We start from the raw sequence: 8,660 nt of genomic DNA on the forward strand, positions 1-8,660 counted from the left end.
TCGGTGATGAGCAGGTCGATGTCGGCCAGGTCGCCGAAGCGGGCGAAGTGCTGCTGGCCGAATTTGGCGGAGTCGGCGAGGAGCACCACGCGCCGCGCCGCCGAGACGACGGCGCGCTTGACGGCGGCCTCGGCGAGGTCGGGCGTGGTCAGCCCGCCGTCCACCGAGAAGCCGTTGGCGCCGAGGAAGACGACATCGGCGCGGATCTCCCCGTACGCCCGCAGCGCCCAGGCATCGACGGCGGCGCGCGTGCGCTGCCGGACCCGGCCGCCGACCAGATGCAGGTCGATGCCGGGATGGTCGGCGAGCCGGGCGGCGGCGGGCAGCGCGTGGGTGACGACCGTGAGCGAGCACTCCAGCGGGAAGGCCGCCGCCAGCCGCGCCACCGTGGAGCCGGCGTCGAGGATGACGCTGCCGTCCTCGGGCAGCTCGGCGAGTGCGGCCCGCGCGATGCGGTCCTTCTCGTCGGCGGCGGTGGACTCGCGCTCGGAGAGGTCCGGCTCGAAGTCGAGCCGCCCGGCCGGGATGGCTCCACCGTGCACGCGCCGGACGAGCCCGGCCCGGTCGAGCGCCTTGAGATCGCGCCGGATGGTCTCGGCGGTCACCTGGAACTCGTCGGCGAGAGACAGCACTTCGACCCGCCCGCCCTCCCGGGCGAGCCGGAGGATCTGCTGCTGGCGCTCGGGAGCGTACATGTGGGTTTACGTCCATTCCATGCCCGAACCTGTGGTTTCCCCGTCAGGCTACGCCCTGATTTGCGCAAAGTAAACAGACTCGGGCAACGAACGGACACATTCGGGCCCGGCGCACCACACAGGGCACACGCGAGGGCCCGGCACACACGAAGGCCCGGCACCGGGGAACGTCCCCGGCACCGGGCCCTCACCGCTGCGCGCGCTCAGTGCGTCAGCGCCGGCTCCCGCTCACCCTCCGGCAGCTCACCCTCCGGCGCCCCGGCCTCGCCGACGGCCGCTCCGCCCTCCAGATGCTGCTTCGGCCGCGCCGGCAGCGCGAACATCACCACGAAGATCACCGCAAGCACCGCCACGACCCACCACAGCGAGCCCTGGAACGCGTCCGAGAACGCCGCCCCGACCTCGCCCGGCGACGCCGGCCGCTTGTCGTCGATGACCCCGAAGAAGACCACCGAGACCAGGCCCAGCCCCAGCGCGTTGCCCATCTGCGTGGTGGTGTTGATCAGCCCGGACGCCGAACCGGCGTGCTCACGCGGGACATCGGACAGCACCGCGTCCGTCAGCGGAGCGACGATGAGCCCCATGCCGAGACCCATGATCACGAGCGGCGCGATCATCTGCCAGGAGTGGATCTCCGTGCCGTACCGCCCGGCCTCCCAGATGTAGACCAGCAGCCCGGCCGCCATGGTCAGCGCACCCGCCTGCAGCACCTTCCGCCCGAAACGCGGCACCAGCTGCTGTACGGACAGCCCCGCCGCGAGCGACACGGCGATGGAGAACGGCACACCCGTCACACCCGCCTTCAGCGGGCTCCAGCCCAGGCCGACCTGCATGTACAGGGTCCAGACCAGGAAGAAGATGCCCATGACGACACCGAAGGTCAGCTGGACCGCGATACCGGCGGCGAAGCTCTTCACCTTGAACAGCGACAGCTCGACGAGCGGCGAACCGTCCTTGCGCGTCTTCCGCTTCTCGTACGCCACGAACACGGCGAACACGAACGGGCTGCCCACCATGCACAGGTGGCCCCACAGCGGCCAGTCCAGCTCACGGCCGCGCGTGAGCGGGTAGATCAGCATCAGCAGGCCGAGCGTGGCGAGCGCGACGCCGACCAGGTCGAGGCGGAGTGCCTTCTCGGCACGCGACTCGGTGATGAACTTACGGCCGAGGAGGACGCCGGCGATACCGACCGGCAGGTTGATCAGGAAGATCGGTCGCCACTCCAGACCGAACAGGTTCCACTGGGTCAGCAGCGCGCCGAGCAACGGCCCGGAAACGGCCCCGAGTCCGACGATCGCGCCGAACATGCCGAAGACCTTGCCGCGCTCGTGCGGCGGGAAGGTCACGTGGATGATCGCGAGCACCTGCGGCACCATCATCGCGGCCATCGCGCCCTGCAGCAGCCGCGCGGTGATGAGCATCTCGGCGCCGGAGGCGAAACCGCACAGCGCGGAGGCGAGCGTGAAGCCGGTGATACCGATCAGGAACAGCCGCTTGCGGCCGAAGATGTCGCCGAGCCGGCCACCCGTGATCAGGCCGGCGGCGAATGCCAGCGCGTAGCCGGCGGTGATCCACTGGATCGCGCCGAACGAAGCGCCGAGATCGCGCTCGATCGACGGGATCGCGATGTTGACGATGGTGACGTCGACCAGGTCCATGAAGGCGGCCGTCATCACGATGGCCAGGGCTATCCAGCGGCGCCGGTCGGCAGCGGCAGCGGAGTCGGGGGCGGAGACGGGGGCCGTATCCCGTACGGCGTCGTGGGAGCTCATGTGGAGGAAGCTAATCGGGATATAGGTCAGCCGATGTCCTAGAAGATGGGCAGTCTGGAACGTATGACAGACACCCCGGCACGACTGCTGAATCTGCTGTCCCTCCTCCAGACCCCGCGCGAGTGGCCGGGCAGCGAGCTTGCCGAGCGGCTCCAGGTCAGCCCGCGGACGATCCGCCGGGACATCGACCGGCTGCGCGACCTCGGCTATCCGGTCGAGGCGACGAGAGGTGCGGTCGGCGGGTACCGGCTGGTCGCGGGCGCGGCCATGCCGCCGCTGCTCCTCGACGACGAGGAGGCCGTCGCGATCGCGGTGGGGCTGCGGGCGGGCGCCGGCCATGCGATCGAGGGCGTCGACGAGGCATCCGTACGCGCCCTGGCGAAGCTGGAGCAGGTGCTGCCGTCGCGGCTGCGGCACCGGGTATCGACGCTCCAGAACGCGATGATCCCCTTCACCCGCGGCGACGGAGCGACCGTCGACCCGCACACGCTCACCGCCATCGCGGCGACGGTCACCGGCCGGGAGCGGCTGCGCTTCGGCTACCGCTCGGGCGACGGTACGGAGACGAAGCGGCTGGTCGAGCCGTACCGGCTGGTCTCGACGGGGCGGCGCTGGTACCTGGTCGCGTACGACATGGGGCGCGACGACTGGCGTACGTTCCGGGTGGACCGGGTCAGCGATCCGTTTGCGACGGGGGCCCGCTACGCGCCGCGCGAAGTGCCGGCCGGCTGGGACGCGTCGAAGTTGCTCTCCCACTCCATGTCCCGGAACCAGCCGGAGCACGCGCTGGACGTGAGCTTCGAGGCGCCCGCGGAATTCGTCGCCGCCCGCCTGCCGGACTACCTCGGCGCGCCCGAACAGACCGGTCCCGGCACCTGCCGGCTGCGCACCCGGTCACAGGACTCGCTGGAGTGGCTGGCCCTGCGACTGGCGCTGGTCGACTGCGAGTTCACGGTCCACGGCCCGCCGCCGCTGTCCGACTACCTCACAAAGCTCGGCGCCCGGCTCACCCGGGCGGCGAGCTGACCCCGAGGGCGTAACGACCGTAACGACCGAGCCGAACGTGACGACCGTGACGACCGTGACGACAAGGACCCCGACACCGGGGGGGGAAGGGTGCCGGGGTCCGCTCGGGATGCGGGAGGCGAAGCCCCCCACCTCGCTACGCCGCCGCGTCGAAGCCCGTGTCCCGGGCCATCCGCTTCAGCTCCAGCAGCGCGTGCTTCTCGATCTGGCGTATGCGCTCGCGCGTCAGGCCGTGCTCCTTGCCGACCTCCGTCAGCGTGCGCTCACGGCCGTCCTCGATGCCGTACCGCATGCGGATGATCGACGCCGTGCGGTGATCGAGCTTGTCGATCAGGTCGTCGAGCTCCTCGCTGCGCAGCAGCGTCATCACCGACTGCTCGGGCGACACCGCGGAGGTGTCCTCCAGCAGATCGCCGAACTGCGTCTCGCCCTCGTCGTCCACCGACATGTTGAGCGAGACCGGGTCGCGGGCCCAGTCCAGCACGTCGATGACCCGCTCCGGGGTGGAACCCAGCTCCTCGGCGACCTCGGCGGGCTCGGGCTCGCGCCCGTGCTCACGGTTGAACTCCCGCTGGACACGGCGGATCCGGCCCAGCTCCTCCACCAGGTGGACGGGCAGCCGGATCGTCCGGGACTGGTCGGCTATGGAGCGCGTGATGGCCTGGCGGATCCACCACGTCGCATACGTCGAGAACTTGAAGCCCTTCGCGTAGTCGAACTTCTCCACCGCCCGCACCAGGCCGGCGTTGCCCTCCTGGATCAGGTCCAGCAGCGGCAGACCGCTGCGCGGATAGCGCCGCGCGACAGCCACCACCAGGCGCAGGTTCGACTTGATGAAGATGTCCTTGGCGCGCTCGCCCTCGGCGACCAGGGCCTCGAGCTCCTCGCGCGTGGCACCGGCGTCGCCCTCGCCCGCCTCGGCGGCGGCTGATGTCACAGCGCCGTCGAGAATCTGCCGGGCATACACCCCGACTTCGATGATCTGGGAGAGCTCGACCTCCTTGGCGGCGTCGAGCAGCGGTGTGCGCGCGATCTCGTCCAGATACATGCCGACCAGGTCGCGGTCGGCGATCTCCCCGCCCACGGCGCGAACACTGCTCGCCCCATCGGCCCCAGCGGAGGCGGACTGACGACGGGCGACGGCACGGGTTGCCATGCGTGCTCCCTTGCTGAGTAGGTCGCGACACCCTCACCGGGTGCCCTGCATCCGACGGAAACAACGACTGGAAACCGGACAGAATTCCCACACGGTGCACGGATTTTTGTGATCTTGCAGTACCCTGTGCCGCCGCGACAGGAGGACGGATGCTGCCGGAGCACACAGAGGTGCAGGTCAGGGCAGGCTCGGAAGTCGATCTCCCGGCCCTGACGGAGCTCTACAACCACTACGTGCGGGACACGGCCATCACCTTTGACACTGCCGTGTTCACCCCCGAGCAACGCCTCCCCTGGCTGCGCTCCCACCCTGAAGACGGCCCGCACCGGCTTCTGGTTGCTCAGGATGTCCGCTCCGGCCGAATCCTCGGTTACGCAACCAGCAGCGCCTTCCGCCCGAAGGCCGCGTACTCGACGTCCGTGGAGGTCAGCGTCTACTGCGCGCCCGACACCGGGCGCCGCGGGATCGGCACGCTCCTCTACAAGGCGCTGTTCGAGGCCCTCGCGGACGAGGACCTGCATCGCGCCTACGCGGGGATCGCCCTGCCGAACGAGGCCTCGGTGAAGCTGCACGAGCGCTTCGGCTTCCGCCACATCGGCACCTACGAAGAGGTCGGGCGGAAGTTCGGCGAGTACTGGGACGTGGCCTGGTACGAGAAGAAGCTGAACGCGTAGCCGGGCCGCCAGGCGGCCGGCCGGTCAGCCCACCACCTTGTAGAGCTGGCCCTCGCGCCCCCAACCCACCAGTCGCAGCGCCGGGTCGTTCCCGGGCAGACCGCCCTCGTTGCTCCACCGCAGCACCCACTCGGCGTTGTAGCGGTGCAGGATGCCGAGCCGGTCCTTGCGTGAAGTGTCGCGGGCGAAGAAGCGCTCAACGGCGGCGTGCCGCTGCTCCTGGTCCGGCAGGAAGATGTCGTCGAAGCCGGGAGCGACGGTGTAGATGCCGTATGCCGGAAGCATCAGACTGGTGCGGTGATCCGTCATGACGGTGTCGCCGCGCTCCACATGGCGGGTCACCCACTCGGGGCCCTGCCAGGACGGCCAGGTCTTGGCCCGTACGGCCTCGGGCAGCGCTTCACCGACGAAGACATAGCCGAGGGCGGTGGACTGGGTCCATGCCCCGAACAGCATCGCGACGCCCGTGACCGCCGCGAGGGCGTTGCGGACGGCCCTGCTCCCGGCGTCCGCGATCGCGAGGGCGATGGCCAGCTGCGCGGGGATGATCGCCGCGGGCAGCGCCCTGCCCCACGACCAGTGGCCGGTGAGACCTCCGGCCGCGACCATCAGCGCACCCAGGGCGAAGAGGATCACCAGCGGGTCGCGCTTGTCCCGCCGCCACCGGAACAGCAGGGCGACGACCCCGATCAGGGCGAGGCCGAAGCGCGCGAACATGTCCTTGTACAGCGGCTGGTGGATGTCCTCCAGCCCCTCGAAGCCGAACAGCGAGAAGTACGAGTAGTACGGCCACACGGCGATCACCACGACGCCGAGCACGAGGCCCGCCCCCAGCCACAGGCAGGTCTCCTTGGCGGGCCACGGCCGTCGGGCGAGCAGCACCGCCAGCGCCCCGAAGGTCGCGACGACCCCCGAGAACTGGTGGCTGAGCATGATCACTGCCCACATCAGACCGAGCCCCAGGAAGACCCGCCAGGACGCCTCCGTGCGCAGCGCCTTGGTGAGCAGCGCCCAGAAGTGGAAGGAGAGCGCGACGACGAAGGTGCTCGGGTAGGAGATGACCAGCGCCAGTGAGCCGAGCTCCAGGAAACCGCTCCATGCCAGCAGCGGCGGGCCCCAGAGCAGCAGCAGGCAGAGCACGGCCAGTGGAGGCGCGGCCCGGCGGGTGCTGAGCGTCCTGGTGAAGTGCGCGATACCGGTGAGCAGCAGAGGGAGCGTGATCAGGGCTGCGAACCGCAGCATCGCGAAGGTGTCGGCTCCGGTCGCCTTGGCCACCAGGGCGAGCAGCACGGTCCAGGGCGAGTAGTACGGGCTGTCGGTGTCGGCGTCGACCTGCGGGCTGCCCGGATGGAGCAGATCGCTGCGCAGCCGGTCGATCGTCGCGGCGTGGAGGCCGAGGTCACCGTTCCACGGCAGTCGCTGGATCAGCAGCAGAAGGAGGACGGTCAGCAGCAGCACCGCGGACCATACGACAGTTCGCGCTGCGGCATCGGCGTTCCAGCGGATGGGTTCGGCTTCCGGGGGGCGGACGGGAACCGGGCGGGGATTGGGGAGGCCGTAGGAGCGCTCTCGCCACCCCACGGCGGACGACACGGCCCGTGACGCGGATGCGGCATCGGCTTTGGGGGTGGGGTTCACGCGTGCCTGCCCTTCACCGGATTCAGATGTTTCGTCAGCTTGATCCGGGTTCTATCAGGCATTCGGCCCTCTCCCGGCCCCGCGGGAGACGTGTCGCGGCAGGCCGCCACCATCCGCGTGACCCTGTCCGGGTCCAGGTTCCGTCCGGGCGGTCCTGCCGGGCTCCGGCCCGGTCCAGAAGACAGGCAGGCCTAGCCGAACTGGACCGACCGTTTCGCCAGCCCCATCCAGAAACCGTCGATGACACTGCGGCCGCTCGACAGGTCCCCCTCACAAGCTCCGAGCGTCACGAAGAGCGGCGCGAAGTGCTCGGTCCGGGGGTGCGCCAGCTTCCCTGCGGGCGCCTTGCGCTCGAAGTCCAGCAGCGCGTCCACGTCGGCGGCGGCGAGCGCCTGCTGCCCCCAGTCGTCGAACTCGGCCGACCAGCCGGGCACACCGCCCGCGTGCCGCAACGCCGCCAGATTGTGCGTGAAGAACCCACTGCCCACGATCAGCACTCCCTCGTCGCGCAGCGGGCCCAGCTTGCGCCCGATCTCCAGCAGCCGCTGCGGGTCGAGCGTCGGCATGGAGACCTGGAGTACGGGGATGTCGGCGCCGGGGAACATCTCGACGAGCGGGACGTACGCGCCGTGGTCGAGACCGCGGTCCGGGATGTCCTGCACGGGCGTACCGGCGCCGCGCAGCAGCTTCCGTACCGAGTCGGCGAGCGCGGGGGCGCCGGGGGCCGCGTACCGCACCTGGTAGTAGCGCTCGGGGAAGCCCCAGAAGTCGTACACGAGCGGGACGGTCTCGGTGGCACCGAGGGCGAGCGGGGCCTCCTCCCAGTGGGCGGAGATCATCAGGATCGCCCTGGGCCTGGGCAGCGACGCCGACCAGGCGGCGAGCTGGCCGGGCCAGACCGGGTCGTCGGCGAGCGGCGGGGCGCCGTGCGAGAGATAGAGGGCGGGCATCCGCTCCACGGTGGCGCCGGCGGTGCCGGTCGCGTCCGGAGTGTTCACGGGAGCCTCCCGAGCAGTCAAGCTTGAACCTTCAAGTTCCTGTCGGGATCAGCCTATGCAGATCTAGTTAAACTTTCAAGAACAGGTCGTACAGTGGATACATGAACACGGCACCGAACGCGAGCGAACCCCGCTGGCTCACCGTCGAGGAACAGCACGTGTGGCGCTCCTACCTCCACGCCACCACGCTCCTCGAGGACAGCCTCGACCGCCAGCTCCAGCGGGACGCGGGTATGCCGCACATCTACTACGGCCTGCTCGTCCAGCTCGCCGAGGCACCGCGCCGCCGGCTGCGCATGACCGAGCTGGCCAAGGATGCCAAGATCACCCGGTCCCGGCTCTCGCACGCGATCGCCCGTCTGGAGAAGAACGGCTGGGTGCGCCGCGAGGACTGCCCCTCCGACAAACGGGGGCAGAACGCGTACCTGACGGACGAGGGACTCGATGTCCTGCAGAAGGCCGCGCCCGGCCATGTCGCGGCCGTACGGCAGGCGATCTTCGACCGGCTCACTCCGGAACAGGTGCTCCAGCTGGGCGAGATCACCCGCATCATGGCCGAGGGACTCCAGCCGGACAGCACCGGCGCGGACCTCCCCTGGCTGCGCTAGGGGTAACTGGGGGCTTCACCCCCCGGACCCCAGGGGCCCGGACCTCCGCCCGGCCGGGCGGGCCAGGGGTCGGCGAACCGAGGAGATCTGTCC

The 8,660-nt window shown here is 70.1% G+C and carries 8 protein-coding genes; 3 read left to right on the plus strand and 5 right to left on the minus strand.

Annotation, left to right across the window (positions count from 1 at the left end):
• A partial coding sequence (locus tag ACWGI8_RS33435) for a DeoR/GlpR family DNA-binding transcription regulator (protein WP_453666700.1) occupies window positions 1–695 on the minus strand: 695 nt, incomplete at its 3' end.
• A gap of 203 nt (window positions 696–898) precedes the next feature.
• Window positions 899–2,467: an MFS transporter gene (locus ACWGI8_RS33440; protein WP_453666702.1), complete on the minus strand. Its 1,569-nt coding sequence runs from the start codon at window positions 2,465–2,467 to the stop codon at window positions 899–901.
• Between the two features lie 63 nt (window positions 2,468–2,530).
• Here ACWGI8_RS33440 and ACWGI8_RS33445 point away from each other — a divergent pair, with 63 nt between their 5' ends.
• The gene (locus ACWGI8_RS33445; RefSeq protein ID WP_453666704.1) at window positions 2,531–3,493 is read left to right on the plus strand and encodes a helix-turn-helix transcriptional regulator; all 963 of its coding nucleotides are present in this window, start codon (window positions 2,531–2,533) and stop codon (window positions 3,491–3,493) included.
• 136 nt (window positions 3,494–3,629) lie between these two features.
• Here ACWGI8_RS33445 and ACWGI8_RS33450 read toward each other — a convergent pair whose 3' ends face one another.
• The gene (locus tag ACWGI8_RS33450; protein WP_453666706.1) at window positions 3,630–4,649 is read right to left on the minus strand and encodes a sigma-70 family RNA polymerase sigma factor; all 1,020 of its coding nucleotides are present in this window, start codon (window positions 4,647–4,649) and stop codon (window positions 3,630–3,632) included.
• A gap of 149 nt (window positions 4,650–4,798) precedes the next feature.
• Here ACWGI8_RS33450 and ACWGI8_RS33455 point away from each other — a divergent pair, with 149 nt between their 5' ends.
• The gene (locus ACWGI8_RS33455; RefSeq protein ID WP_453666707.1) at window positions 4,799–5,323 is read left to right on the plus strand and encodes an N-acetyltransferase family protein; all 525 of its coding nucleotides are present in this window, start codon (window positions 4,799–4,801) and stop codon (window positions 5,321–5,323) included.
• A gap of 24 nt (window positions 5,324–5,347) precedes the next feature.
• On the opposite strand, the gene ACWGI8_RS33460 is transcribed toward ACWGI8_RS33455, so the two are convergent.
• Together ACWGI8_RS33460 and ACWGI8_RS33465 are read right to left on the minus strand one after the other, a co-directional pair.
• On the minus strand, window positions 5,348–6,961 hold the full coding sequence (locus tag ACWGI8_RS33460; protein WP_453666709.1) for a hypothetical protein: 1,614 nt from the start codon (window positions 6,959–6,961) through the stop codon (window positions 5,348–5,350).
• A 191-nt stretch (window positions 6,962–7,152) separates the two neighbouring features.
• The gene (locus tag ACWGI8_RS33465) at window positions 7,153–7,911 is read right to left on the minus strand and encodes a dioxygenase family protein (RefSeq protein WP_453666713.1); all 759 of its coding nucleotides are present in this window, start codon (window positions 7,909–7,911) and stop codon (window positions 7,153–7,155) included.
• Between the two features lie 149 nt (window positions 7,912–8,060).
• Between ACWGI8_RS33465 and ACWGI8_RS33470 the strand changes: the two genes are divergently transcribed.
• Entirely contained in the window at window positions 8,061–8,567 is a 507-nt protein-coding gene (locus ACWGI8_RS33470) for a MarR family winged helix-turn-helix transcriptional regulator (RefSeq protein WP_453666711.1), read from the plus strand.
• Window positions 8,568–8,660 lie beyond the last annotated feature (93 nt).

The organism is Streptomyces sp. NPDC054841, assembly GCF_053611045.1.

What these genes read in the sequence shown, in the direction of transcription:
- ACWGI8_RS33455 (WP_453666707.1), top strand. Translation starts at nt 4,799, where the DNA reads ATGCTGCCGGAGCACACAGAGGTGCAGGTCAGGGCAGGCTCGGAAGTC.
- ACWGI8_RS33440 (WP_453666702.1), bottom strand. Translation starts at nt 2,467, where the DNA reads ATGAGCTCCCACGACGCCGTACGGGATACGGCCCCCGTCTCCGCCCCC.
- ACWGI8_RS33450 (WP_453666706.1), bottom strand. Translation starts at nt 4,649, where the DNA reads ATGGCAACCCGTGCCGTCGCCCGTCGTCAGTCCGCCTCCGCTGGGGCC.
- ACWGI8_RS33465 (WP_453666713.1), bottom strand. Translation starts at nt 7,911, where the DNA reads ATGCCCGCCCTCTATCTCTCGCACGGCGCCCCGCCGCTCGCCGACGAC.
- ACWGI8_RS33470 (WP_453666711.1), top strand. Translation starts at nt 8,061, where the DNA reads ATGAACACGGCACCGAACGCGAGCGAACCCCGCTGGCTCACCGTCGAG.
- ACWGI8_RS33445 (WP_453666704.1), top strand. Translation starts at nt 2,531, where the DNA reads ATGACAGACACCCCGGCACGACTGCTGAATCTGCTGTCCCTCCTCCAG.